Below are 26,353 nucleotides of genomic sequence, written 5' to 3'. Positions count from 1 at the left end.
ATGTCATTGCAACACATTGCGGTGGTGACCTTGTTCCCGGAGATGTTGCGTGATGTCACGCAGTATGGTGTGACCGGACGTGCACTCAAGAACGGTATTATTGGTTTGAGTCTGCATGACCCGCGGGCACACGCAGAGGATAAACACCGTACGGTCGATGACAGACCCTACGGCGGTGGCCCCGGAATGGTTATGCAGGTGGAGCCACTGCGCGCGGCGATTAATGAGGCGCGCGAGAGTTGTGACGGTGAGGCCAGGGTGATTTACCTGTCACCACAGGGTCGCAAGCTGGATCAGGCCGGTGTGGCCGAGCTGGCACAAACGGAACGGCTGGTTTTGATCGCCGGACGTTACGAAGGCATTGATGAGCGTGTGATTGAAAGCGAAGTCGATGACGAATGGTCGATAGGTGACTACGTACTGAGTGGCGGTGAACTGGCCGCAGCGGTCATGATCGACGCAGTGGTGCGGACTTTACCCGGGGCGCTGGGTGATGAGGCCTCTGCGGAGCAGGATTCATTTATTAATGGCCTGCTCGACTACCCGCACTATACGCGGCCGGAAGACGTTGATGGCCGACCGGTGCCGGCGGTATTGCTGAGTGGTGACCATGCGGCGATTGCGCGCTGGCGGTTGAAACAGTCACTCGGCAGGACATGGTTAAGACGGCCCGACTTGCTGGAGCAGGTTGAGTTAACGAAAGAGCAGCAAAAATTGCTGGATGAATTTATTACGGAACACAATGAACATTGATCGGGTGACCGGTTAAAGGGTTAATCAGGAGTACATCATGAGCAAGATTATCGAACAGATCGAAAAAGCACAAATGAAGGACGACGTGCCTGCATTTGGTCCGGGCGACACCGTAGTGGTTAACGTTAAGGTCAAGGAAGGTGAGCGTGAGCGTATCCAGGCCTACGAAGGTGTAGTAATCGCCAAGCGTAACCGCGGTCTGCACTCTGCTTTCACCGTGCGCAAGATTTCAAACGGTGAAGGTGTTGAGCGTGTCTTCCAGACACACAGCAAGATTATCGACAGCATCAATATCAAGCGTCGCGGTGACGTTCGTCAGGCCAAGCTGTACTACCTGCGCGAGCTGACCGGTAAGGCTGCGCGCATCAAGGAAAAGCTCTAAGCCAGGCATTATGCAGACTGCTGTCAGCCAGCGCTGCCCACGGTCTGCAGGATTGTTTGCCTTTTTTATACGGCGCCTTCGGGCGCCGTGTTTGTGTATGCGTAGTCTGATTCTTTTAATCCTGTCGTTCTCTTCGCTGGTCGCGGTTGCCGCAACCGACCCATTCACTGAGGCAGAATTTATTGCCGGGCTCGGTGCCGGTCAATTGGCCCTGCAAAAGATCGAACGGCAACAGGCCCGCCCGGAGTTAAGTGCTGACGACTGGCTGCGCTGGGAACGTCTGCGTATCGATCTGTATAGCAGGACCGAGGCCTGGCAAAGCTTGATCCAGCGTATTGATACGCAGCAACAAAACATCCCGCTCGCAGCGCGTAACTGGTTTGCCACGCAGCAAGTGGCGGCATGGCTGGCGCTGGGTGATGGCAAGGCGGCGCGACAGGCTTTACGCAGGCTGATCTGGCAAGCCGAGATATCTCCGCCAACAGCTAGTCTGATCCACTGGCGAGAATTGTTGATTCGCAGTTATCTCCTCGATAAACAGGCCAATGCCGCACACATCGCCATGCTGCGACATAACCAGGACTACCGTGCCGAAGCCAATGCCACACAGACCCTGCGCGCATCGGTATTGCTACAGGCCGGTCGCGCCAAGGATGCGGCCGATATTCTGACGAATAGCAAGTCTGTCGAGGCGCAAAGCCTGTACCTGCTGGCGGCACTGCGTAGCGCAAGCCTGCCGGCAACAACAGTCATCAAGCAGGCCAAAAAACGCATCAAGGCCAAGGGGCTGGATAAGGTTGTGCGTCTGCGTTTATGGGCGACGGTTGCCGAGGCCAGCCTTGCCGAATCTGATACCGGCAGCCGTGTCGTTGCCCTGGAGAATATTTTCAGCGAGACGCGTGCCAGTCAACTCGATGATGGCCTGATCACATTGCAGGCCGATGCCCTCTGGGAGGCCTATAGTGCACATGCCCAGGCAGTGGGTAATCGTGGACAACTGTTGATAGGCGACGACAAACAGTGGTTTGCCCAGGCGAGTAAGTATGCATCCAAACCGGTAAGGCAAAGGGCGTTTTATGCCTTACTCAGTGAGACTGCCCGTGATGAGACGGCACGCCTGCGCGCCCATGAGGAACTGATCCGTTCACTGCAGAAGCAAAAGGCGGGTCCTGAAATCATGCGGCGTCTCTACCTTGAAGGCTCGCGTTATGCCGATATCGCCAGGCTACCGCCTATTGCCCGTTATACCCTGTTGGAACAGGCCCTGACGGAATCCGATGTGAGCCTGGCCTCGAGCCTGTTACAGGGCTTGCAGCAGGCGCCGAAGGGCGTGGCACCATTGTTATGGGAAATGCGTCGCGCCCGTGTATTTATTATGGCAGGTGATGTTGAACGTGGTAGCGAGGTGCTGGCCACCGTATTGAAGGGTGAGGCGGTCTTTGATAAGGCGGCAACCGATCGTTTTATGCAGGTAGTCTTCGACCTGCAGACGCTCAATGAGCATGAACAGGCACTTCGCTTGTTTGAAAAACTGCGGTTACAAACGGGTGATCCACAACTACAGCGAGAGATACTTTACTGGATGGCCGATTCACGTAAGGCGCAGCAACAGTATGCCGAGGCGGCCGTACTTTATCTGCGTTCAGCCGATGTACCCGGACAGGACTTGCCGGACCTGTGGGCACAATCAGCGCTCTACCAGGCAGCCGAGGCACTGACCGAGGCAGGGCTTATTCGTGATGCACGAAGGATCTATTCGCAGTTATTGAATGTGAGTAAGGATGAGGCGCGTCGCGCCGTCCTGCAACGACGCCTGCAACAACTTTGGTTGCGCGACAATAAAGGTTAAGGGTGCAGGACTATTCGGCAATCATAAGACTGTCATTGCCACGGGACGTGGTAAAAACAGGGCTGGGTGGTTATGCTGGGGCCACTGGCGGCAAACTTGTTGAGATGAAACCTTGGCCACTCGAACATGAGCATGCAAGACGTTAAGCCCGGGCAGGCCGAGATCGAGGCCTTTATTGATGCCCTGTGGATGGAGCGGGATCTGAGTGAAAATACCCTGAGTGCCTACCGCAGTGATCTGCAGGGCCTGGCAAAGGCCCTGCAGGCCGATGACCGCGACCTGCAGTCGGCGCGGCGTGAAGACCTGTTGGCCTATCTTGCCGGGCGTGCCGCCAAGGGCGCACATGCCCGGACAACGGCACGGCTGTTGTCGAGTATGCGTCGTTACTACCAGTACCAGATCCGTGAAGGCCGTTTGCAGGATGACCCAAGTGCCCGCATTGAGGCACCGAAGATCGCCCGCGCCCTGCCGAAGTTACTGACCGAAGAGGATGTGGAGAGGCTGCTGGATGCGCCGGATGCCGAGGACGCCCTGGGCTTTCGCGACCGCACCATGCTTGAATTACTCTATGCCACCGGGCTCCGGGTCAGTGAACTGGTGGGGCTGGAACTCTCACAGCTCAACCTGCAACAGGGTGTCGTACGTGTCACCGGCAAGGGAAATAAGGAACGACTGGTGCCGCTGGGTGAGGAGGCGCTGAGCTGGCTGGAGCGATTTATCCGCCATGACCGTGTCGACATCATCAACGGTCGGGCCGTGGATGCGATCTTTCCTACCCGTCGTGGCGGGCCGATGACCCGCCAGGCCTTCTGGCAGCTGCTCAGGCGTTATGCGCTCAAGTCGGGTATCAACAAACCTCTGTCACCACATACCCTGCGCCATGCCTTTGCTACACACCTGATTAATCACGGTGCTGATCTGCGTGTGGTACAGTTATTACTCGGTCACAGCAATCTGTCGACAACGCAGATCTATACCCATGTTGCGCGTGAGCGTTTAAAGAGTTTGCATGCCGAACACCACCCGCGCGGCTAGTCCCATCATTTATGTCACATTGCCTGTATAATGCGCTAAATAATTTTTCCGGAGGTTGCAATGCCATCATTTGATATTGTTTCTGAAGTCGATAAGCATGAACTGAAAAATGCCGTGGATCAGGCCAATCGTGAGATAGGGAACCGATTCGATTTCAAGGGTTCTAACTCGAAGATCGTGCAAAATGACCTGGAACTGCGGCTGGAGAGTGACAGCAAGTTCCGCGTAGAGCAGGTACGTGCTGTCATGTACGAGAAATTATCGAAACGCGGTATCGATATTTCCTGTCTGGACCAGGGTGATATCGAGGAGGCCCTGAAATCCGCCAAGCAAGTCATCAGCGTACGTCATGGCATCGACAAGGAACAGGCGAAGAAGATTGTTAAGCTGATCAAGGATTCGAAGATCAAGGTGCAGGCAGCCATACAGGGTGAGCAGCTGCGTGTTACCGGCAAGAAGCGTGATGAACTGCAAGCCGTTATGGCCCTGTTGCGGGACAAGGACACCGGCCTGCCACTACAATTTAATAACTTTAGAGATTAAGTATGAAATTTATCTTGTTTACCAGTCTGGCCATGTTGATGACAGTGATCACGCCTGTCTCGGCAGATGACCGTGCAGCCATTCGTAAGAGCCTGGCCGAGGTCATGCCCGGTGAAACCCAATACAGCATCAGTGACATGCCCATCAAGGGTATTTATGAAGTGGATTTTGGTGATGGTTTTATCTATCTGAGTGCCGATGGTCGCTATGCCATTAAAGGCGAAATTATAGATTTGCAGAAAAACATCAACCTGACCGAACAGAAACGTGCCGAGGCAAGGCTCGGGGCACTGGCCGGGATAAGCCGTGAAGAGATGTTGATTTACCCGGCCGACAAGGGGAAGAAATACTCGATCACTGTGTTTACCGATATCGATTGCGGTTACTGCCGTCGCCTGCATCAGGAGATGAAGGCGTATACCTCAAGGGGTATCGAGGTGAAATACGCCTTTTACCCGCGGGCGGGCAGGGTGTCTGCATCGTTTGATAAGGCGGTATCCGTTTGGTGTGCCGATGATCGGCATGCGGCAATGGACGCGGCCAAGTCGGGCAAGGCCATTGAGAACAAACAATGCCCCAACCCGGTTGGCAAGCATATGGATGCGGCGGCCGTGCTGGGTGTAGCGGGCACACCCACCATCTTCACACAAGACGGGCAACGCCTGCCCGGTTATGTTCCGGCCGCGCAACTTGAACAGATGCTGAATAAGCAGGTGGCTCGCCAATAGTATTTGCAGAAAAATGATTTCAGTTAGAGTTTGACGAATTGATTAGCGGCCGTGAAGAGGATGCCGGCTTCGACCGCCAGGTCCGGCCAGCATTTTTTAATGCCTCGTGCATAATAATCCAGCTGTGCACGATAAGACTGGGCAAGTTGTTGCGGTTGTTCCTGCGCGTTCAGCCGCCGGGTTTTGTAATCCACGATTAACAGCCGTCCATCGTAGCGAATAAGCCGGTCGATTATACCACTGACCGTCTGCTGTGAATCCTCATCCTGGTAAAGTATCGGCACTTCATTCCACGCCTGCTGGTAGTGGTGTGCCGAAAACAAGGCAGTATGTTGCGGTGCCCGCAAGACCCCGATGACCTCTTGCCAACAGCTATCAATAAAGGCCATGTCAGCCTGCTGACTGAACTCCCGGAAACAGCGGGCACGTACATCCTCCGCATGGCTGCCGGCCTGTGTCAGCGCATCGAACAGACGGTGAATAATGGTGCCGCGCAGGCGGGCCAGTTGACGAAGCTCGTCACCACTGCCGGCCGGTGAGTGATCAATGCTTTCACTGGGAGCAATCCACTTATGTCGAAGCGGGTAGTCGATGATCTCTGTCGGCGGTGTGATGCCTGAATATCGGGTCTGGTCAGTCGCATCATGGTCGTCGTGCTCCGCCATGTCATCGAGTGCGGGCCTGGGCAGGCTCTCGAGCAGGCACGCGCCGTCTGCGTCCAAAAGCCTGAGTCGTTGCAGTTGCAGACTGATCAGGGCATGCCAGCCCTGGTCTTTGTTCCTCGCCGGCTCGACCGCCGAGATATACAGCAATTGCCGTGCACGGGTCATGGCCACATAGAGGAGGTTGGCCTCTTCACGGGCATCCCGCGTGACCTGCGCCTCAAGTAAGGCTCGTGTGGCGCTGTCACGATGACCACTGTTGAGTAACAAGCGTATATGTTGCGGACGTTCCGCACCACTGGGCCAGTGCACATGCGCCTGATAACTGGCACGGTCACTCGGCACACTGGCGGTGTCGGCGATAAAGACGATAGGTGCCTCGAGCCCCTTGGCGGAGTGAATCGTCAGTATCTGCACACGTTGGCCCTGATTGAGCGACGGTGCCGGGTCGGGACCATCACGTTCCTGTTTGCGTAACACCGCCAGTCGGGCGCGAAACTGTGCCAGGCTCGGGTAACGGCCACTGTCGATCTCGAGGGCGAGTTCGAGAAAGCGCATCAGGTTGGCGGTGACACGTCCCTGCAGGTGTGTGGGAAAGGCCGCCCGGAAACGATTCAGCACGTCGGCCTCACTGTAGATACGGTCCAGCAGGTCATGCACGGGGACATGCCCCGCCTGTTCATGCCAGCCTGTCAGCTTATCCCTTGCCGCCAGCAGGTTCGCCGAATGGCCATCATCGAGTTGCGCCAGGCAACTGAACCAGGCCTGTGGTGTTTGTCTGACCTTGGTAGCCAGGACCACCAGGTCCTGTTCACTACAGGCGAACAACGGGCAACGCAGAACACGTGCCAGGGACAGGTTGTTATACGGGGCGATCAGCGTGTCGAGCAGGGCCAGCATGTCCTGGACCTCGACCGTCTCCAGCAGGCTACCCGGTTCGCTGCCCTGATAGGGGATGCCGGCGGCCTGCAGGGCGCGTTCATAACTGGCAATATGGGTACGATTGCGTAACAGCAGCATGATATCGCCATAGTCTGCCGGGCGGTATCTGCCATTGTCTTCGATGGGAGTTCGTTGTTCGACAAGTCCGGCAATCTTTTCCGCGATGATGCGCGCCTCGTCTTCATAAAGACTGTTCGTCGGCAGTTCGCGTGGTCTTAGCAGCGGATTGCGTAATGCCGTTGGCGCCAGTGTAAGGGCGTCAAGCTCCGGCTCTGCGGTGCGTATTACGGGTAAAAATTCAACACGCCCCCATAGCTTGTCACGGTGCGTGCCGTGTGGACTAAAATCGACCAGGCGCTGGTGAAGCTCGCCCTCTGAAAAGACGTGATTAACAAAGTCCATGATCACCGGTGCCGAGCGCCATGACATGGCGAGCGGGATTGTTGCGGCCTGCAGGTTGTCTTCCAGCCAGCCGCGGGCATGACTAAACAGACTGGCGTCGGCGCGGCGGAAACCATAAATAGACTGTTTGGCATCACCGACGATAAATACCGAACGTTGTCGTTCATTCTCACCGGCGGCCAGTTCCTGTAGCAACGGTAGCAGCAGACGCCACTGGGTTGGATTGGTGTCCTGGAACTCATCGACCAGCAAGTGGTCAATGCGCTGATCGAGTTTGTACTGAACCCAGTGGGCATGGCCGCTGTCATTCAGCAGCTGGCAGGCTCGCCATTCCAGGTCGGTAAAATCGAGCAGACGTTGTTGTTGCTTGATGCGCTGGTAGTGTTCGAGATAATGCTGCCCGGCAGCAAACCAGTCCTGGTTAACATGAAAGGTGTGTTGCCTGGCCAGTTGATCATTGAGGCCTTCGATGGCGCCGGCCAGTTCAGTATGCAGGTACAGCAAACGTTCAACCCCGGCATCACCAAGACTCTTTTCCAATGCCTTGGAAGATTTGAGTGCGCGCAGTGTGCCGTTGGCGGTGAAAAATTCCTTCTGCAGGTTATTCAGCCATTGCCGATCGACCGTCCCGGATTCCAGCAGGCCATAGAGTGCCTGTTGTCGCTTACTGTGAGTGGCGGTCTTGTGTTGGCCGGTGAGGGTGGCGTAGTCGTGAAGTGCCTGGCGATGTTGTCCAAGCCAGGCGTCGATATCCGGTGGCGAGGTCGGGTCGATAGCGAGTTGTTCGGCCAGTGCCAGGCTGGCCGTGTCGGGGTCTTGGGGTGCCTGGGTTAATGCCCACCATTCGCTACGGTGTTGCAGGAAACTGTCGAGTGCCTGACGGGTGTTATAGATGCCGCCGCAATACTGAAACAACCTGTCGAGTGCCTGCGCGACTGCACTATCGGGTTGTGCCGTGACCTCCCTGAAGAGGGCATCCCAGGCCTCGGTCTCCAGCAGGCGGGTCTTGTCGATAAGTTCAAAACCGGCCGGCACATCGGCCTCGAAGGCAAAGCGGCGCAGGATCTGTTGCGAGAAGGCATGGAAGGTGGTGATGTTAAGCCGTCTCGGATTGTGCAGTAATTTTTCGTAGAGTTGCCGGGCGGTCTCGAGGTGTTCCGGTTCGGCGGCCAGGCCGATTTGTTGCAAGGCCTCACCGAGGTCCGCATCCTCCATGCAGGCCAGTTCATACAGGCGCGATAACAGGCGCTCCTGCATCTCGGCGGCGGCCTTGCGGGTAAAGGTAATCGCCAATACGGCATCCGGTTTTGTCCCGTCCAGTAACAGCCTTAGCAGGCGTGAAACGAGCAGCCAGGTCTTGCCACTACCGGCTGAGGCATGCACGCTGGTACTTTGTTGTGGCTGACAGGCCAACACGGCGGATTTCATACAGTTGCCTCGTCAGGGCCCCAGGCGCCGCGCCGACACAAACCCTGCATAGTACAATAGCCGCAGGTCTTGTCATCGCCCCAGGCCGGCAGTTCGGCACCACTCTGCAAGGCCTTAACAAGTTCGCCGAGACGTTGTTGCTGACGCGTGCGCAGGTCTTCGAGCGCCGCGCCCTCGAGCCGGGCGCGGCCTTTGATATCCGTGTCGACCAGCAGGTATTCGACACGTTGAATATGTTCACCGAGGAGCAGGGCATAGAACGGCAGTTGCACGGCCTCGCCGCTATCGACCTCGGCCTGTGGCGGTGTATAGCCGGTCTTGTAATCGATAATGGCATAGGTCTGTGCATCATCATTGGCGACATCGAGGCGATCCAGCCGACCCTGCAGGGCCTGACCATTGAGATGACTGTCGCCGGCATACTCGGCCTGTGAAAAGTGCCAGGTCTGCTGACGTTGTTGTTGCCAGTCTATATATAAAGGTATGAGTTGTTGCCAGCGCCGTAACCAACCGCGGTGCTGAAAATTATCTTCCAGGTCGCGGGCGAAGATGGCCTCGGAGATTGCTTGCAGGTGTTCTATGGCTTGTTGCCGGTTGTTTGCATGAATGTCTTGCGCAAACGGCGGCGGCAGGCCATTCACCTGACTATGGAAGGCCTGCAGGCAGGCATGGATGCGGTTGCCATAATCGCTTTTTTCCAGCGCGGTACGGATTTCATCCGTGGCCTTTAATTTCAGGCAACGTGCGGCAAAAAACTGATAAGGACAGTCGATGAGCTGTTGGTAGCTACTGGCCGAGACGGAAGCAGGCAGAAGCTGAGCCGGGCACGGGGTGCGGGGATGTGCCGCTAGGGGCTCGACTGCAGGCAGCTTGGGGCTCTGGTGAAAGCCGTGGTATCCGGCGGCCAGTTGTTGCTGGATGTGGTCGGCCTCAAGTGTGTTATCCCATGCCAGTTCATGAAAGTGTTGCAGGGCCGACAGCCAGGGGCTCGGTGACAGGCTCTCGCCATTCTGATCAGAATGGTAACTGATTAACAGATGCGGTGAAGATTCCAGCAGACAACGAAACTGGTAAAACCGCTGTCGCTGCTGCGTGGTACTGATGCTGAGCCCGAGTGCCTGGCGGACCCCGTCATTGAAAAAGGCCGAGGCCTCGACCTGGCCCGGCAGGTGTTCCTGATCGGCGGCGGCAATGATCAAGGCATCGAAATCGGATAGCGCAGCGTTATCCATGTTCATGAGCGAGACGTGACTGGCCGGTGTCTGTGGACAGAAGTTATAGCGTTCGAGGGTGCGGCCCAGCCAGCTGCGCAATTCAGACCAGTGCATGAGCAGTTTGCGGCCATCCAGTGCCCGTGTCATGCCCTCGAGCTCGATGAGTAGGCGTTGTCCGGCATCATCGTGACTGAAGGTCTCAAACAGGCCGAGCCGATGCAGGCTTTCCTGCAAGGCGTGGATAAAGGTGGTCGGTTGCAGGTTGGGTTTGCCGATGAGGGCCAGTAGCGGTGAGGCGGCCTGTTCGAGGCGGTTGAAGAGTGCCTGCAAGGCATCGCTCGTGGCCTTGCCCCAGTCCTCGGGCAGGCGCTTATAACGCGCGTCGATATGACGACGGTAACGCCACAGACCACTGGCGATATTTTCGTGCAGGACAATGTCCTGTTCAAAACGATAGACGAGTTTTAAGTGTGCCTCGCGATCCGCCTCATCGACCATAAAGGGGGATTTCAGCAGGTCGAGCAGGGGCAGGTGATCAAAGTCCTGCTCGATACATTCCAGCCAGCGTTCGAGTACGGCGGCGGCACTGGTCGTCGACAACGCCCAGCCGGACTGGTCCTGCAGGAGGATACCGGCGCGCTCAAGTAGGGCGCGCAGGCGGCGGGCCAGGCGACGGTCCTGGCTGACAATGCCTATGTGTTCAATGCCCTCCTGCAACCAGAGGCGAACCTGGAGTTCGATGCCGAGCGCCTGCTGTTCGGCACTCTCCGCAGTGAATAGCTGCAGGCGTCCCTGTATAGGACTGTCAGGCAGCTGTTCGGCCGTGCTGTGCGCGCGTTCAGCCAGGGCGGCACCGTGTTGTGCATAAACCGCGTCAAGGGCGGCACTGTATGCCTGACTGTGTTCGAGGTTATTGACGGCTATGTCCGGACACTGTGCAAGCAAATCCGCAATGACCGCATCCGGGTGGTAGGCCTCCGGCGGGTAACCGTTTTGTCCCTGCAGATACAGGCTGGCCTTGCCGGCCTGCGCCAATCTACTGAACCAGGCGGCCTCGGCAGGGTTAAGCCGGCTATAGCCGAGCAGATAACAGTGGGTAAAGTCCGTCGGAAGACCTAATGTTGCCAGGCGCTGACTATAGTCGGCATGCGGGTCGATGAGTCCCTCGGCCTGGAGTTGATCAGTCCATGCCTGCCAGAGGGTATACACAAGTTCGGCCTCGCGGTTAAGCAACGGCGCCAGTTGCTGGCGGTGCTGTGCCTCGAGGCCGTAGCCCTGTTGCAGGGTTTGTGAGAACTGCGGGTACTTATCAGGCAGTGTGCATTGCTGGTGGTTGAGTTCATCAAAAAATTGCAACAGGTTTTCAGCCAGTAGCCAGGGGTTGCTGTTGCCATACAGGTCCGGGTGCTGACGCAGGGCCTCGACGAGGAGCAGCTCGCGGGCATGTGAGTCAATACGCGGGTGTGCGGAGTGGCCGTAATCTTGAACAAACTGCGCGAGGCTCATCATTTTTGGTGCCAGCATGGCAGCCTTTTCTGATGTTGCAAGCAGCGACTGGCCGAGTCGTTGCTTGGCAAGTTCACCGGGGATGAGTACCAGCAGTCGGCTGAGGTCGGGCAGGTCCTGGCTGTGCTGCAGGCCAATCTGTTCACAGAGGTATTGCAGTGGGTCACTGCTATAGGGGAGCAGGGTAATGCCGGCAGCAGACGGGCCCGACATCAGTTGCACTCTCCTGGTAGGGGAAAATGCTTAGCGTTCAAGGTATTGGAGCTTGTTCGGCTTATCCTTCCATTCGTCGGCATCTGCCGGCGCCGGTTTGACTTCATCAATGACGGGCCACAGTAGTGACAGTTCTGCATTCAGGGCAATGAATTGCCGTTGATCCTCGGGCAGGTCGTCTTCGGCAAATATAGCGGCGATGGGGCACTCCGGCTCACAGAGTGTGCAGTCAATGCATTCTTCGGGGTCGATAACGAGAAAATTCGGGCCTTCGTGGAAGCAATCCACCGGGCAGACATCTACACAGTCTGTGTATTTGCACTTGATGCAGTTTTCAGTCACTACGAAGGTCATAAGTTAATATGATATTCGCTTTTCCCCGCGCATACCAGCCCGGTGGAGGGCTCAGGAGGCGATTCGGTAACGGTTGCGCCCGGAGTTCTTGGCTTCGTAAAGTCCCTTATCGGCAGCCTCGATGAGGGCCTCAAGGTTTTGCATGGTGGAAAAATCGGCCTGGGCGATACCCAGACTGATACTGACATACTCCGAGGTGCTTGAGGCGCTGTGGGGAATGGTCAGGTCGGCGATATTATTGCGCAGGTTTTCAGCGACCACGACGGCCCCTTCTGCTTTTGTCGCTGGGAGGATAACGACAAACTCTTCACCGCCATAACGGGCGATGATATCGGCGGGACGAACAATGCTGGCCTGCAGGGCCTTGGCTACCACCTGCAGACATTCATCACCGGCCAGATGCCCATAAGTATCATTATAGAGCTTGAAGTAGTCAATATCGATAAGGATCAGGGAGAGCGGCAGGTCACCACGCTGGGCACGTCGCCATTCCTTGCCGAGCTCTTCATCAAAGTGGCGCCGATTGGACAAACCCGTAAGGCCATCGAGTGCAGACAGGCGCTGCAATTCATTGTTGGTTTCTTCCAGTTGCTTTTGCATTTCACGCAGGGCATGAAATGCGGCATCACGTTCAAGCTGGGTCAGGTAACTGCGTGAATGTGCACGAATGCGCGCCAGTAATTCAATTTTATCGGGCAATTTTACCAGATAATCATTCGCGCCATTATTGAAGGCGTCGCTCTTGATTTGCGCTTCATCTTTACTGGACAAGACAATAATGGGGATATTACGTGTTTCGAGGTTGGCGCGATAGAATCGCACCAGTGTCATACCATCGATATCCGGCATAACCAGGTCCTGCAGGATGATCGTTGCCTCAATATCCGTCGCCATCTGGATAGCCCTGGTCGGGTCGTCACAGTAATGGAAAATAATATCACTCTCGTTTTCCAGCATGCGGCGTATGCCTTCGGCGATAATGGCCTGATCATCAACCAGCAAGACGACACACTTGTTTGTGGAATTGTCTGTAGTCATAACCGTTCCGCCATCTGTTTATTGTGGTTAAGAAATTCCATGATAAAAGAAGGCATCTCTTCCGGTGTTATAGAGTGCATAGAGGCATCGATATCATCGGCGGCCTTAGGCATACCGTAAACAGCACAGCTGTCTTTACTTTGGGTGATGGTATAGCCACCTTTGTTACGAATATTCAATAGGCCAGTGGCGCCGTCACGTCCCATGCCCGTAAGCAGACAGGCAATGATGCAATCATCCCAGTGTTTGACCAGACTGTTAAAGAAAACATTGACTGAGGGCTTGTAATTACTCTCTTCATTCGAGTCGGCATAAACAAGGCGCTGCTGACTGTCCATGAGCATATGGTTACTTGTACCGGCTATCAGCACCTTGCCGACCTCGGGTCGATCGCCATGGCGTGCGATTTGAACCGTTAACTGACATTGTTTATTTAACCAGTCGGCAAAACTTGCTGAAAAATATTCATCAACGTGCTGGATGATGACAACAGGTATCGGGAAGTCCACTGGCAACTGACTAAGTATGGTGGCAAGGGCAGCAGGACCGCCGGTGGAAGCACCAAAGCATAAAATGGGTTTGCGGGTCTCAACATGGACATTGTTATTTTCAGCAAGAGAGTTATCGCTGCGGAGCGGCTTACCGGGGGCGATGAGGTTTTGGACGATTCTGATTTTCCCCAAAATTGCATCGGTATCACGTTCTTCATCACGGTCACCAAAGATTGGTGTTTTGACCACATCGAGTGCGCCGGCACCCATGGCCTCAAAAATGAGAGAGGCGTTGCCAGCGACTGAGGCCGTTACCAGCAGGATGGCGCAGGGGCTCTGTGCCATAATTTCACGTGTCGCCATAACGCCATTCATCTTTGGCATCACCAGGTCCATAAGGATAATATCAGGCTTGTCCAGTCGGCATTTTTCCACGGCCTCCCTGCCATCATAGGCAATCCATATGATTTCATGCGTCGAACACTTTTCCAGTATTCTGGAAAGCATTAACAAGTGACCCTTGTTATCATTGACAATGGCTATACGCATAGTCATGCCTCACCTATCAGGTCAATGACGGCCTCAATGAGGCTATCATCATGAAAGCTTCCCTTGGTCAGGTAATAATCAGCACCTGCTTGCAGGCCGGCGTCCCTGTCTTCTTGTCGATCTTTGTATGAAACGATCATGACTGGCAACTCTTTGTATGTTGAATTATTTTTTATTGTGGTAACAAATTCGATACCATTCATACGTGGCATGTCAATGTCACTGATGACCAGATCATAATGTGCATTTTGCACAGTGTTCCAGCCATCCATACCATCGACTGCCACATCAACCTTATAACCACGTGACTCAAGTAATTTTCTTTCAACCTCACGAACGGTGATCGAGTCGTCTACTACCAATATTGCCTTGCGTTGGTTTGTCGTCGCATATTCATGTTCAATCTTATTCAGGCGTTCGCCCGATATCAGCAGCTCAATAGAGCGAAGCATATCATCAGCATCAATAATCAGTGCCGGAGAGCCATTTTCAAGCAGGGTGGCAGCACTGATATCGCGAATCTTTCCAAGTCTTGGGTCAAGGATATGCACAGCGAGGTCACGCTCACCTAAAAAACGATCGACGACAAGGCCGTAGCATGTTTGCCGGTCGCCGATAACGAGGACAGAAAAGATTTCCGTATTGTGAGGCTGACTGTGGGTTTCGAGGACCTGGGCGGCATCAACAAGACCAATATGCGTATTGTTTAACAGGAAAAACTGCTTTCCATCAATGGTTTCAATTTCTGAACTATGCAGAGTATGAATGGAATCAATACGTACCAGTGGCATCGCATAGGCCTGTTCACCGATTTCGAGCAACAGGCTTCTTATAACGGACAGGGTGAGAGGCAGCATAAGCTGAATACGCATACCTTTGCCAGGGGTGGAACGGGTTCGGATTTGGCCGCGCATTTCCTGAATGGTGTTATGGACAACATCGAGACCGACGCCGCGCCCTGATATTTCAGTCACCGCAGTGCGTGTTGAAAATCCCGGCAGATAGAGAAAATCGAGTAATTCGGTGTCGTTGAGATTGAGTGCCATTTCAGCTGTGAGCATGCTACGCTCGACAATCTTCTCCCTGAGGGCCTCGATATTAACACCGTTGCCATCGTCCTCTATGCTGATGGCGAGCATGCCCATGTTGTGGGCGGCCTCAATGGTGATGCTGGCAACTTCATCCTTGCCGTTTTGAATGCGGTCTCGTGGGGATTCAATCCCATGGTCAATCGCATTTCTCAGGATGTGATTGAGGGGGGCCTCAATGCGAGAAAGGATTTCACGGTCAACTTGTGTATTGCCACCAATAATGCGGAAGTTAATTCGTTTGCCCATATCCCTGGACAGATCGCGAACCATGCGCTTGAAACCCTGCGTGCAGTCAGAAAATGGGCGCATACGCGTTTGCAGAACTTCGTGATTCAATCGTTCTGCAAGCCCGCTAACACGACGATCAAACTCCTCAAGTTCTGTCAGGCGGGTATTCAGGTAGGCACGGGCATCATTGCTGCGACGCTGAATGTCATTAAATAGCTCATAAATGTGCTCAGGAACATTGGCTTCATCAAGGTGATTTCTCAATCCGTCGAATGCACTGATGATGACAGATTGGCGACGCTTGTATATCAGCATGGCATCCGCATGCGCGCGTATCCAGCGCGACTCAACGACATTTTCGCTGGCCAGTCCCACCAATCTGTTCATTCTCCGGGTGCTGATGCGTATTGAATGGTCAGGCTGCAACGGCTGGGTGTTTGATCGATGTGCCGATTGGGGATCGGTTTTTTTAGCTGTTTTCCTGGTGGAAACTGTATTAGCTGTTTCTTGAGTGAGTTTCTGTATAGAGGAGTCAACTTTTGAAAGGTCTTCGTCCTGACCCTCTTCAATCCATTTCAAGAGTGTATTAAGCAGGTCTTTGAGGCTATTGAATGTTTCTTCTGACAAATTGCTGCGGCCTTCAATACAGGCCAGAAGATATTGATCAATGGATTTTCCCAGTGCGGCGAGTATGTGTTGCCCTGCGAGTTTTGCGCCACCATTTATCATGTGCAGGGCCTGATGTATTTCTGTTAACACATGGGTATCGATATCCTCAACTTTCCTGTCACCCAACAGACCATGAATTTTTTTATATAATCCGCGGGCATCTGTTTTAAACAGATCATGAAACCCATTGTTCATCTGCACTGCAGAAGGCCCTTCTTGCTCCGGAGGTATTAAGTCATGTGTCGTGTTGACTGCGATGACATTAATCGAGTCGCATATCGCATTAACGCCAGGATCATTGATGTTGTCGATATTACTATTGGAAATATCCACAATGGTATCGACCGCTAGAAGGAGGGTGTCAATGTGTTCTCCGGTGATGCGTAATTCACCTTTTTGTACGGCGACAAAATAGTCTTCCATACTGTGAGATATTTTCACAATAGCATCAATGCCAACCATGCGTGCCGCACCCTTTATCGAGTGTGCCGCGCGCATCAGGGTCTCGATGGCATCATTATCAGCCGAGCGCTCCAGACTCAAGAGACCGTCTGTCAGTGTTCGTGTATGTATGCTCGCTTCCTGCCTGAACAAATCGAGCATGACGGGGTCCGCAGACGGATTGTAATTGTCGTTGCTCATTTTAGGTTACTTAGAACCTCATTGGTCAGTGCGGTTTCATCAATGCAGCCAACATTATTCCCCTTCCATTTTATTATGCCTTTTATAAAGCTTAGATTTGTCTTTTTTATAGTGTCTGGTGCCTTGTTGAGTTCTTCAGGAAGGTGTCTGGCGATGCCATGCACTTCACTTACAGGAAATACAATATAGCCACTGCCTTCACGCATCATAATGAGCCTGCTTATTGATCGTTCGAATTTAAGCCAGTCTTCGTCTGGCTTTTCGACGCCCATCAAGTAGCCCAGTGACATACAAATAACAAGTTCGCCGCGAATATTGACAATGCCGCGTAGTTTCAGATTGTTATTGTGTGGCAGGTCACAAATATCACGCATTAGAGTAATTTCCTTGATCATGACCACCGGTAGTGCCAGCCATTCTGTGCCAAGCCTGAAAACCACGACCGACTCCAGGTTCTCAGCCGGACTAACGATTTCTTTAGATAGCACATCTGTCCATTCATCTTCGTAGCCGGACGGGGCCGCACGGTTGAGCAACATGCGGCCGGCATTTGAGTAAACTTCACAGTTATGGCAATGTATGAGTTCTTCAAGTCGCGCACAGCGCTCTGGACTGTTCCCCCATACGCCAATTGTATTCCAGCAATCAGTGATGACTGCGGGCGCAGGGAGTGTTTTTTCTTTATTGTCGGTCATTATTTATCACGTCTGTTTTGCGCGCGCTCTGCCCGATCGCGCATTCGCTCGGATTCGCTTATATCACCACGCTGCTCGGCCATTAATGACAAGTGTATTAATGCTTCAATATTGTCCGGGTTAAGATATATCGCCTTTTTCATGGATGCTCGCGCCTGCTCGAAATTACCATCTGCGTCATGTATTAATCCCATTAAATAGTAGCCTCGGCTTGAAAAACGATCTTCACCAAGATGTTTTGAGACAATCTGCATGGCCTTATCAAGTTCACCCTTGTTGGCCAATACAAATGCCTTTTCCAGCAGCGCTTCGTTATCCTTAGATATCGTTGCAGATTGTTTCTTTCGTGCAGGAATTGCAGGCCCCGGATTTTTCAGGTTTGTGTGAAGCGTCTTGTTGTGAATCTTCTTCTTATGCTTCTTTGTAAAATATTTTTTATTTTTCCCTGTTGTTTCAAGGCCGGGTGACGAAGATTTTCGATTAATATAGGCGCCAAGTTCATTGTCCTGGGAAAACAGGCCTAACGACTTGTGACTGGTTTCCGCATGCCCGAGCACCAGGATGCCGTCTTTCTTTAATAAGCGGTTCAGGATGGAAAAAACTTCGGCTTGTGTTTCTGTGTCGAAATATATGAGCAGGTTTCTGCAAAAGATAATGTTATAGATTTCATGCCCAGGGTAAAAATCTTTTGCCAGCATATTCCCCTGCGTGAAATTGACGTATGATTTTATTTCTTTTTTTATCAGATAATCGTCGCCATTTGCGCTAAAGTGCCGGCCTCTGAATTTGGTATTATTGCCGCGGAAGGAGTGTTGACGGTAAATACCCTGTATCGCTTTATCGATAAGGGTCTGGCTAATATCTATGGCATCAATGCTTACCTGGTCAGGATTATAACCATGGTCATGCAATAACATGGCTATGGAGTAGGCCTCCTCTCCAGACGAACAGGGGACACTCAATATCCTCAATGCGGGTGGAACGTTAGCGTTGTCGAGGGGGTAATGTGCCTGGATGTATTGGAGTAGTCGTTCATATGCGGGCTCATCCCTGAAAAACCAGGTTTCCGGAATAATGACTGTTTCGATGAGGTGCTGTATCTCCTCTGTTTGTGAGTCCAGAATTTTCAGATACTCACCAGGTGAATTGATACCGGTCTTACGCATACGTTGCTCTACAGCACTGGAGATCGTTATCATGCCAACCGTTTCGCTATGCAGGCCCATTGCTTCTTTGAGCCGTTGTGCGATCAATTTGTTCGATATGGCCGGCATCCCTAAACCGCCGCTTGTCCGCTATTGTCGGTGAAGAGCATGGCCTGGATATCCCCGGATAACAGTTGGTCGACGTTTATTAACTGAACAAGGCCGTTTTTATGCTCGGCCAGGTCACCAAGAAATTCAAAGTCATTAATCTGAATGCCGCTGCTCTCGAATTCGGACTCCTCTATAAAAAATGTTTCAGTGACCTTTTCAGCGAGAAGACCAAGGATTCTGTTATCGGTATAATTAACGAGGATGATCCGACTTGTCAGCGTGTCCTCTGCAGCTGTTCCATGGCATAACATACTGATATCAATCACCGGTATGGCTTGCCCATGGTAATTGAGCATCCCCGGGATAGATTCACCTGCCCCGGGAATACGCTTAAGGTGCACACGCGGAACAATTTCGACAATATTCCTGGTTTCTATAACATAGCGCTCCTTGCCCATGTTGAAGCTGAGTAATAACATGACCTAAGAATCCCTTGCGGTTTTGAAGCGTGTCACACCCTGCTGCAGGTCATGTGCGGCGTCCTTGAGGGTTTCGATGGAGTGCGAAGACTGGCGGAGCGACTCGACGGTCTGCTGGGCAGCCTGGTTGAGCTGTACCATACCTTCAGATATCTGCTGTGCACCGAGCGTCTGACTCTGCATGCCCTCGTTGACGGTTTCAAAACTGGGGGTGAGGGTCTGCACCTGGTCAATGATATGTGCCAGCTGCCCGCTGATCTGCCGCACATCCTCAACGCCGCGGCCGACCTCCTCGGAGAACTTGTCCATGCCCATGACCCCGGCGCTGACGGCGGACTGCATCTCTTTAACCATCTGTTCGATGTCCCAGGTGGCGACCGCCGTCTGATCGGCGAGGCGGCGGATCTCGGTGGCGACGACGGAGAAGCCGAGGCCGTATTCACCGGCCTTTTCCGCCTCGATGGCGGCGTTCAGGGACAGCAGGTTGGTCTGGTCGGCGACCTTGGTAATGGTGGTGACCACGGTATTGATGTTGGCGGCCTTTTCACTGAGCACGGCCAGTTTCGAGGTGATCGAGGCGGTGGCGATGTTCATCTGGTGCATGGTCGCCTCCATGCTGGCCAGCGAGGTCTGGCCCTCGGCGGCGGCGTGGGCGGTCTGGTCGGCGATACTGGCGACCTCGTGCATGGTCGAGGCCAGTTCCTGTGAGGTCGCGGAGATCTCGGTGGCGGTGGCCATGATCTGCTGGGTCGAGGCGGCCTGCTCGGTAACAGTGGCCTGTTGCTGGTTGGCGGTGGCGGCGATCTCGGTTGCCGAGCTGGTCACCTGGATACCGGATTGCTGCACTTGCGAGACCAGCTGGTTGAGGCTGTTGATCATCGCCTGCACGCCGTGGGCGAGCTCGTCAGTGGTCTCGGAACCGGTGAAGTCAGACAGGTTACCGGTCAGGTCACCCGCTGCGGCACGGTTGACGGCACCAAGGATCGTGTCGACATGTTGTTGTAATTGTGTCGTGTAATCCTGCTGGCGTTGAATGGCGTTGCTGAGTGTGTTTGACATGACATCAAAGGTGATTTCCATTTCACTGATTTCATCACCATCACCATGCCTGATCGCCTGGCTATCATCCCCCGAGAGGCTGGAGACAGCCTTGTTAATTGTCTTGATACCGGAGTCGACAGCATTGCTCATGGGACGGATGATGCCATGTGCAAGGAGTTGAGCAAGCGCGAGCACGGCAATAATGCCGATACTCAACATGCCGACAATTCTCAGTGTAATAGCGTCAGCCTGTAACGATAACTCATCACCTTGTTGCTTTGTGCTCTCGACAAGGTTATTGATGAGCAGGTCAATTTCATTATTTAATTCACCAATATATTTTCGGGTACGTGTTCTGTAAATATGGGCATCCTGTCGCCAGGCACTATCATTAAGAATATCGGCAGTATGCTTCAGTTCTTCTCTGAAGTTTGTCTGTAGTGACTTGATATTGGCAATGGCCTCTTCCTGTTCAAATGTATATCTACCCGTAAAGAGCTTGTCGAGCCTGTTCGTTTCATTATTATAATCTTCGAGCAGGGTCAATAATGATTGGTAATTGGTTTGTGTGCGGAAACCAAGAAAGGCGCGTAATTCACTCATTATTCTTGCCCAGGTATAACGCATTTTGTTGGTGGACTTGATAATGTCCATGCGCATTCTTTTACCATATTCTTCCTCAGAGTTGAGGATCTGCTGCAGGTTTTGCAGGGTGGCCTGGCTAAGCGGATTGATGTTAATTTCGGCATAGCGGACCGCCGGGTAATTTCTGAGTGGGTCTTTCGACACCACGATCATAATGGCTTGTTCCTCGGCAAGGATTTGGAGCAGGTCTTCGATATGTGAGATACGCTCACGCACATCGATATTTGTCTTGAAAATATCCTCTTTGCGTAAGGCATCAATCAGCTTACTAACCTCGTCGAGCTGTTGCTCATATCGCTGCTTGTCAATGTCCTCCTGGCTGATGAGATAAAAACCCAGACTGCTGAGGGATTCCTTGACCTTTTCCGACAATCTTAATGCCGTAATCATGACGGGTTGATGTTTTTCCAATACGTTTCTGGTCGCATCTGAGACAGAGGATAATCCGAGCAAGGTTTGTAAAAGCACCAGCGACAGGACCACCAACACGGCACCAAAGCCGGTATACATCTTCTTTTTTACCGACATGCGCTGGAATCGTTTGAGCGGCTTGCTAATACGTATATTCATGGTTCGGCTACTGTCCTATCCAATATTGAATCTGGAAATTCCCTGCTGCAGGTCATGTGCGGCGTCCTTGAGGGTTTCGATGGAGTGCGAAGACTGGCGGAGCGACTCGACGGTCTGCTGGGCAGCCTGGTTGAGCTGTACCATACCTTCAGATATCTGCTGTGCACCGAGCGTCTGACTCTGCATGCCCTCGTTGACGGTTTCAAAACTGGGGGTGAGGGTCTGCACCTGGTCAATGATATGTGCCAGCTGCCCGCTGATCTGCCGCACATCCTCAACGCCGCGGCCGACCTCCTCGGAGAACTTGTCCATGCCCATGACCCCGGCGCTGACGGCGGACTGCATCTCTTTAACCATCTGTTCGATGTCCCAGGTGGCGACCGCCGTCTGATCGGCGAGGCGGCGGATCTCGGTGGCGACGACGGAGAAGCCGAGGCCGTATTCACCGGCCTTTTCCGCCTCGATGGCGGCGTTCAGGGACAGCAGGTTGGTCTGGTCGGCGACCTTGGTAATGGTGGTGACCACGGTATTGATGTTGGCGGCCTTTTCACTGAGCACGGCCAGTTTCGAGGTGATCGAGGCGGTGGCGATGTTCATCTGGTGCATGGTCGCCTCCATGCTGGCCAGCGAGGTCTGGCCCTCGGCGGCGGCGTGGGCGGTCTGGTCGGCGATACTGGCGACCTCGTGCATGGTCGAGGCCAGTTCCTGTGAGGTCGCGGAGATCTCGGTGGCGGTGGCCATGATCTGCTGGGTCGAGGCGGCCTGCTCGGTAACAGTGGCCTGTTGCTGGTTGGCGGTGGCGGCGATCTCGGTTGCCGAGCTGGTCACCTGGATACCGGATTGCTGCACTTGCGAGACCAGCTGGTTGAGGCTGTTGATCATCGCCTGCACGCCATGGGCAAGGTGATCGATACTGTCATCACCACTAAAGGCCATGACTTCGGCATGCAGGTCGCCTTCACCGATTCGTTTGACCACATCCAGAAGAATATTAATCCTGCCTTCAAGCTCCTCTTTGCTAATCCGTTCGCGAACAATGGCACTGGCCATATTGTCTGCCATGCCATTAAATGCCACGCCGATCCGGCCAATCTCATCCATGCGTTTAATTTTTGTACGCGCACTCATGTCACCGTCATAAAGACGGTGCACGGTATCGAGTAGATCATTGAGCGGATGGATTTCGCGTTTAATATAAAGTAACAACAGAATGGCCGTGAAAAGAATGCCAAGACTGATACCGGCATAGGCCATCCATTCCGCATTGCGTTTGGCCAGGTATTGCGGCGTGGTATCGCGGGCAATAATAAGCCTTGCCAGCGGGCTGTTAGTGACGGTTTTTAATTCCTGCGCGGAAACCGTATAGATATGATCGTCGGTTCGAATACGTTCGACGGAGTCTTCATGCAGCGTGCGTGAACCAAGATTTAAATCTTGAAACAGTGCCTTGCTGGAGGAATATTGCAGCGTGCCATCGGCTGAAACAATAAAGGCATCAATATGGTTATCTTCCGTAAGATGAGTTTTTTTATCGTCTTTATGCGCAAGCTGTTCAATCGCCCGTTGTAAATCATAAATAAACACACCGGTACCGATCAGTTCATCATCGACAAGTATAGGAATGCTGGTAATGGTGTTGACCATCCCCGAGGCATCTTTCTCCAGGTCACTGAACACCTGCTTGTGCGTAATGGCATTTTTGACCACTTGCATTCGGCTCTTGCCGGCATAATCAATGCGGTCAGTACGATAGATGACCTCGCCCTGTTTATTGGTTATCTGCATGTGCTGCAGGATGCCACTGCTCAGTAAACGGCTGTAGAGGTTGTCGGCCTGCGTTGTTAACTGTGCCTTATCATTATTAATCAGGGCCTCGACTAGCAGACTCTCGTCTCGCAGACTGCTGATGCCGAGACGGCTATGCTGGATTTGATCCTGAAGGATACGTTGCCAGAGCATCTTCTGGGTCTTCAGTAACGACTGGCTGAAGCGTTCCTCTGCGACATGATAGGTATGCTGATCGGCGATGGCCATGGTGATGGCCACGAGTAACATGCCGAGGAGGGCGATCAGGGTAATGCGCTGGCGCAAGGACAGCTTTGATACTAATGTCATCTTCAAGGAAGCACCCATATTTTGTTGTTAGGGCTGACTCCCCACTCCATATATATACTGTCAGCCGATATATCCTGTATCGGCAGTAAGGAATCTAATCTTTAACTATATATGTAGAAGATGTGGCCGCCAGAGAGGGGCCTCTTCGCGGTGAGGGGGGTTATTCCAGGTATTTTTGCAGCCGGTAGAGGGTCTCGAGTGCCTGTTTCGGGCTCATCTCATCCGGTTTTAGCCCGGCCACGGCGGTTCGCAGGGGGGTATCCGGTTGCTGGGCCGGGGAGGGGGCCGGGGCCGGAGTGGGCGAATTTTCCAGTCGGGCCAGGTGGTGGTGCGCCGCCTTCAACACCGCCTCAGGCAGGCCGGCGAGTGCCGCGACCTGCAGGCCGTAACTGCGGCTGGCCGCGCCATCCTTGAGTTCATGAAGAAAAACAATGCCTTGCCCGTGTTCAGCGGCATCAAAATGGACATTGGCGAGACCGGCATGCTGTCCCGGCAGGCTGGTCAGCTCGAAATAATGTGTGGCAAACAGGGTAAAGGGGCCGTCTTCTGTCCCGAGCGCCTCGGCGCAGGCCCAGGCCAGTGCCAGGCCATCAAAGGTGCTGGTGCCGCGGCCGATTTCATCCAGCAACACCAGGCTCTGTGCCGTGGCGTTGTGGAGGATATTGGCGGTTTCGGTCATTTCAACCATAAAGGTGGAGCGGCCACCGGCGAGGTCATCCGAGGCACCAATACGGGTAAAGATGCGGTCAACAGGGCCGATTGTCGCCGAACTTGCCGGTATATGGCTGCCTATATGGGCGAGGATGACGAGCAGGGCGACCTGGCGCATATAGGTCGATTTACCGCCCATATTCGGCCCGGTGACGATCAGCATGTGCCGGTCCCGATTTAGCTGGATGTCGTTGGCGATAAACGGTGCCGCCTGCGCCTGTTCAACCACGATGTGCCGCCCGGCCTTGATATCGATGCCAGCAATTTCGCTTAAGTTAGGCGCTGTAAAGCCCATGTTGTCAGCACGTTCGGCGAGGTTTTGTAATACGTCGGTCTCCGCTATGGCTGCGGCGGTGTCCTGTAAGCTCAGCAGGTGTACGGCGATGTCATCAAGCAGCGCGGCGTACAGGGCCTTCTCCCGGGCCAGGGCTCGCTCGCGGCTACTCAGTACCTTGTCTTCAAACGCCTTCAGTTCCGGGAGGATAAAACGCTCGGCGGCCTTGAGGGTCTGGCGGCGTACATATTCCGGCGGGATGCGATCGGTCTTTTGTGCCTTGCCGATCTCGATATAGTAGCCATGCACACGGTTGTAGCCGACCTTGAGGGTGGCGATACCGGTGCGTTGCCGTTCGCGTTGTTCGAGGTCCAGCAGGTATTGATCGGCGTCCCGGCTCAGGGTGCGCAGTGCGTCGAGTTCCTGGTCGTAGCCGGCGGCGATCACGCCGCCATCGCGCACCACCACCGGTGGCATGTCGACCACGGCGGCACAGAGTTGTCGATAGAGGTCATCATGGGGCTGGATGCGTTGTTGGAGACGACTCAGTAAGCCCCCGTCATCGGCGAGTTTGTCGAGTTGTTGCCGGATGGCCGGCAGCAGGCCAAGGCTGTCACGCAGTGCCGACAGGTCACGCGGGCGTGCCGAGCGCAGCGCCACGCGGGCTAGGATACGCTGCATATCGGCGATGCCACGCAGGGTGTCGGCGCAGGTCTGCCAGGCCTGCTGCCCGCGCAGGCCGGTGATCGCGGCATAACGTGCATTCAGGATCGCGTGATCCCGAAGTGGCCGGTTCAGCCAGCGCTGCAGCAGGCGAGCGCCCATGGCCGTGGCCGTGTGGTCCATGACGGCACGCAGGCTATGTTCCTGGCCGCCGGAGAGGTTGGTATCGATCTCCAGGTTTCGGCGTGTGGCGGCATCGAGGACGATACTGTCATGGGTGGCCTCAACATGCAGGGCGTGGATGTGGCTCAGGTCGCTGCGTTGTGTCTCCTGCGTGTATTGCAGCAGGGCACCGGCGGCGCAAATGGCCAGGGGTAAATTTTCACAACCAAAACCGTGCAGGTCCTGGGTGCCGAACTGTTCACAGAGTCGGCGGTGCGCGGCCTGTTGTTCAAAATACCAGGGTGCGAGCTCGTGTATACAGGTGTCGGCAGCGGGTAAACTGGCCGTTTCCGCGAGCAGGCACTCGGCCGGTTGCAGACGTTGCAGTTCACTGGCCAGTGCCACCTCGGAGTCCACTTCCAGCACACAAAAGCGGCCACTGCCTATGTCGAGGGTCGCCAGGCCAAAACGACCCACCTCGGCATGCACGGCGGCGAGCAGGTTTTCGCGGCGCTCATCCAGCAGGGCCTCATCGGTGACCGTGCCCGGGGTGATAATACGCACCACCTTACGTTCGACCGGGCCCTTGGAGGTGGCCGGGTCGCCGATCTGTTCGCAAATGGCAACGCTTTCACCGAGTTTGATCAGGCGGGCGAGGTAATTGTCGACCGCGTGGTAAGGCACGCCGGCCATGGGAATGGGCTCGCCGGCCGACTGGCCGCGCTGGGTCAGGGTGATATTGAGAAGCTTGGCCGCGTAGCGGGCATCCTCAAAAAACAGCTCGTAAAAATCGCCCATACGGTAGAACAGCAGCGTGTTCGGGTATTCGGCCTTGATGCGCAGGAACTGCTGCATCATCGGCGTATGGCTTTCGATGCCGCCTGTTATATTGTCTGTATCAAGACTCATATCAGCTGGTAAGGTTATATTCTTCTGGTTTCAGGCTGTCGCGCAAATAGGCGTGAGATTATCAAAAACAAATATCAGCCTAGTGCCTACAGCACCTGGCTGACGTTATAAAAA

General features: G+C 54.0%; 18 protein-coding genes. 6 read left to right on the top strand and 12 right to left on the bottom strand.

The genetic code is table 11. The annotated features are described in order from the left end of the window. The 6 genes from trmD (at position 1) to EL386_RS09860 (ending at position 5,290) form a co-directional block, all read left to right on the top strand. Positions 1-753, top strand: coding sequence for a tRNA (guanosine(37)-N1)-methyltransferase TrmD (trmD, locus tag EL386_RS09885; RefSeq protein WP_126455776.1), 753 nt, complete (start codon positions 1-3; stop codon positions 751-753). Positions 754-790: 37 nt separating this feature from the next. Beyond that, positions 791-1,135, top strand: a complete 345-nt coding sequence (rplS, locus tag EL386_RS09880) for a 50S ribosomal protein L19 (RefSeq protein WP_126455774.1) — start codon at positions 791-793, stop codon at positions 1,133-1,135. Positions 1,136-1,232: 97 nt separating this feature from the next. Then, positions 1,233-2,984: a tetratricopeptide repeat protein gene (locus EL386_RS09875; RefSeq protein ID WP_126455772.1), complete on the top strand. Its 1,752-nt coding sequence runs from the start codon at positions 1,233-1,235 to the stop codon at positions 2,982-2,984. Positions 2,985-3,110: 126 nt separating this feature from the next. Continuing rightward, positions 3,111-4,019: a site-specific tyrosine recombinase XerD gene (xerD, locus tag EL386_RS09870; protein WP_197722052.1), complete on the top strand. Its 909-nt coding sequence runs from the start codon at positions 3,111-3,113 to the stop codon at positions 4,017-4,019. Positions 4,020-4,079: 60 nt separating this feature from the next. Continuing rightward, positions 4,080-4,562 (top strand): YajQ family cyclic di-GMP-binding protein, encoded by a 483-nt coding sequence (locus EL386_RS09865; protein WP_126455770.1) that lies wholly within the window; start codon positions 4,080-4,082, stop codon positions 4,560-4,562. A gap of 2 nt (positions 4,563-4,564) precedes the next feature. Beyond that, positions 4,565-5,290, top strand: a complete 726-nt coding sequence (locus EL386_RS09860) for a DsbC family protein (RefSeq protein ID WP_126455768.1) — start codon at positions 4,565-4,567, stop codon at positions 5,288-5,290. Between the two features lie 23 nt (positions 5,291-5,313). Here the strand turns inward: EL386_RS09860 and EL386_RS09855 are convergent, their stop codons facing one another. The 12 genes from EL386_RS09855 to mutS form a co-directional block, all read right to left on the bottom strand. After that, positions 5,314-8,724 (bottom strand): UvrD-helicase domain-containing protein, encoded by a 3,411-nt coding sequence (locus EL386_RS09855; RefSeq protein WP_126455766.1) that lies wholly within the window; start codon positions 8,722-8,724, stop codon positions 5,314-5,316. Further along, positions 8,721-11,657 (bottom strand): PD-(D/E)XK nuclease family protein, encoded by a 2,937-nt coding sequence (locus tag EL386_RS09850; RefSeq protein WP_126455764.1) that lies wholly within the window; start codon positions 11,655-11,657, stop codon positions 8,721-8,723. The genes EL386_RS09855 and EL386_RS09850 overlap by 4 nt, the downstream gene beginning before the upstream one ends. 30 nt (positions 11,658-11,687) lie before the next feature. Next, positions 11,688-12,011 carry a ferredoxin FdxA gene (gene fdxA, locus EL386_RS09845; RefSeq protein WP_126455762.1) on the bottom strand — a complete coding sequence of 108 codons (324 nt, stop codon included), beginning with the start codon at positions 12,009-12,011 and terminating at the stop codon, positions 11,688-11,690. Between the two features lie 51 nt (positions 12,012-12,062). Further along, a complete protein-coding gene (locus tag EL386_RS09840; protein ID WP_126455760.1) occupies positions 12,063-13,049 on the bottom strand; it encodes a diguanylate cyclase in 987 nt (328 codons plus the stop codon). Beyond that, positions 13,046-14,095 carry a chemotaxis-specific protein-glutamate methyltransferase CheB gene (gene cheB / locus EL386_RS09835; protein WP_126455758.1) on the bottom strand — a complete coding sequence of 350 codons (1,050 nt, stop codon included), beginning with the start codon at positions 14,093-14,095 and terminating at the stop codon, positions 13,046-13,048. The genes EL386_RS09840 and cheB overlap by 4 nt, the downstream gene beginning before the upstream one ends. After that, on the bottom strand, positions 14,092-16,680 hold the full coding sequence (locus EL386_RS09830; protein ID WP_232020281.1) for a hybrid sensor histidine kinase/response regulator: 2,589 nt from the start codon (positions 16,678-16,680) through the stop codon (positions 14,092-14,094). Before EL386_RS09830 ends, cheB begins: the two co-directional genes overlap by 4 nt. A 35-nt stretch (positions 16,681-16,715) precedes the next feature. Beyond that, entirely contained in the window at positions 16,716-17,414 is a 699-nt protein-coding gene (locus EL386_RS09825) for a chemotaxis protein CheW (RefSeq protein WP_126455754.1), read from the bottom strand. Then, positions 17,414-18,688 (bottom strand): CheR family methyltransferase, encoded by a 1,275-nt coding sequence (locus EL386_RS09820; protein ID WP_126455752.1) that lies wholly within the window; start codon positions 18,686-18,688, stop codon positions 17,414-17,416. Before EL386_RS09820 ends, EL386_RS09825 begins: the two co-directional genes overlap by 1 nt. Positions 18,689-18,690: 2 nt before the next feature. Continuing rightward, complete coding sequence (locus EL386_RS09815; RefSeq protein ID WP_126455750.1) at positions 18,691-19,149, bottom strand: chemotaxis protein CheW; 459 nt, start codon at positions 19,147-19,149, stop codon at positions 18,691-18,693. 3 nt (positions 19,150-19,152) lie between these two features. Beyond that, positions 19,153-21,405 carry a methyl-accepting chemotaxis protein gene (locus EL386_RS15895; RefSeq protein ID WP_269471105.1) on the bottom strand — a complete coding sequence of 751 codons (2,253 nt, stop codon included), beginning with the start codon at positions 21,403-21,405 and terminating at the stop codon, positions 19,153-19,155. A gap of 15 nt (positions 21,406-21,420) precedes the next feature. Then, positions 21,421-23,520, bottom strand: a complete 2,100-nt coding sequence (locus EL386_RS15890; protein WP_269471104.1) for a methyl-accepting chemotaxis protein — start codon at positions 23,518-23,520, stop codon at positions 21,421-21,423. A 160-nt stretch (positions 23,521-23,680) separates the two neighbouring features. Then, positions 23,681-26,239 carry a DNA mismatch repair protein MutS gene (gene mutS, locus EL386_RS09800; RefSeq protein WP_126455746.1) on the bottom strand — a complete coding sequence of 853 codons (2,559 nt, stop codon included), beginning with the start codon at positions 26,237-26,239 and terminating at the stop codon, positions 23,681-23,683. Positions 26,240-26,353: the final 114 nt, after the last annotated feature.

The organism is Sulfuriflexus mobilis, from assembly GCF_003967195.1.
Taxonomy (GTDB): Bacteria; Pseudomonadota; Gammaproteobacteria; order AKS1; family AKS1; genus Sulfuriflexus; species Sulfuriflexus mobilis.
This window is presented reverse-complemented; position numbering and strand designations above follow the sequence as displayed.